We start from the raw sequence: 1,531 nt of genomic DNA on the forward strand, positions 1-1,531 counted from the left end.
GAAGAAGCTTCAGAAGATCTCGATGCGCTTACGAGATCCGCTCGTAAAGCTAAACAAACCAGTGTAACTTTTGGAAATCCAAAGGAAGGCCCTGTTGCTTTGCATAATGTAGCCGATGGTAAGATCGCCAAGGATTCTCATGATGCCGTAAATGGTTCCCAACTTTTTGAGACCAATCAGAATGTCGCTACCTATTTTGGTGGTGGTGCTGGCTATGCAGAAGGTAAATGGACAGCTCCTAAATTCATAGTTAAATCCGTTAAGGATGACGGTGTTTCTGAAGATAAGGTTTATCCAGACGTTGCGAGTGCTTTGACTGGAGTTGGTACTTCTCTCACGAATGTTCAGAATAAATTGACTGAGCAGGTTAACAATGTGATTAACAAAGTGGAAAGTGAAAGCTTTGTTCAGCAAGATAAAACAACACACCTTCTCACTATTGGTGCAGCAGTAGAAGGCACAGAAATCAATATCGCCAATAAGGACAAAGGGGATAGGATACTTTCTGGTGTGAAGGCCGCTACAAAGGATAATGAAGCGGTTAACAAAGGTCAGCTTGAGAAAGGATTAAAAGATCTTTCCAACAGTCTTCAGTCTGAAGATTCAGCTGTTGTTCATTATGACAAAACAGGTGATGACAATAACACGATTAATTATAAGAGTGTGACTTTTGGAGGTAAAGATAAGGAACCCGTAGGTCTCCATAATGTAGCCGATGGTAGTATTTCCAAGGGTTCACGTGATGCAATCACTGGTGGTCAGATTAATACAATCTCTCAGGAAGTTGCCAAGTTTTTAGGTGGTAATGCATCATTTGAGAACGGTACTTTTAAAGGACCGATCTATAATTTATCCAGTATTACTACAGATGGTGTAAGTACGCCGATTGCTTTTACCAATGTTGGAAGTGCTTTTGCTGGTCTTGATACAAATATCAAGAATGTGAATAAGCGTATTAAGGATGTAACCCAAAGTGTAGCGCAAGATTCTTTGTTATGGAACGAGGCAGAAGGAGCCTTTGTAGCGACGCATGGCGAAGAAGATGGCAAAACCAATAGCAAGATTACGTCTCTTGCAAATGGAGATATTTCCAAAGGTTCAACAGATGCTGTGACGGGTAATCAGCTTTATACCCTAGGGAGCAGTGTTGCAAAATCTTTAGGCGGTAATGCTAGCTATGAGAATGGCGCATGGACCGCTCCTACATTCACAGTTAAGAGCGTCAAAGAAGATGGCAAAACAGAAGACAAAAGCTATAATAATGTTGCCTCTGCTTTTGCGGGAGTTGGTACTTCTTTCACAAATGTGAATAATTCTATTACGAAGATTAAGAATGAAATCACCAAAGAGATTGCGGATGCAAAAAGTGATTCATTGAACTGGAGTGAAACTGCTAATGCTTTTGTAGCGACGCATGGCAAAGAAGATAGCAAAACCAATAGCAAAATTACATCTCTTGCAAATGGAGCAATTAATGAAAACTCAACGGATGCGGTGAATGGCTCTCAGCTTCATTCATTAGGCGATAAGG

General features: G+C 40.8%; 1 pseudogene. It reads left to right on the forward strand.

Features of this window, described 5'->3' with window-relative positions:
- Nucleotides 1-1,531, forward strand: a pseudogene (locus ACFIKO_RS09190) (hypothetical protein); the annotation flags it as partial.

Source organism: Bartonella sp. TS82HLJMH (assembly GCF_042193495.1).
Taxonomy (GTDB): domain Bacteria; phylum Pseudomonadota; class Alphaproteobacteria; order Rhizobiales; family Rhizobiaceae; genus Bartonella; species Bartonella grahamii.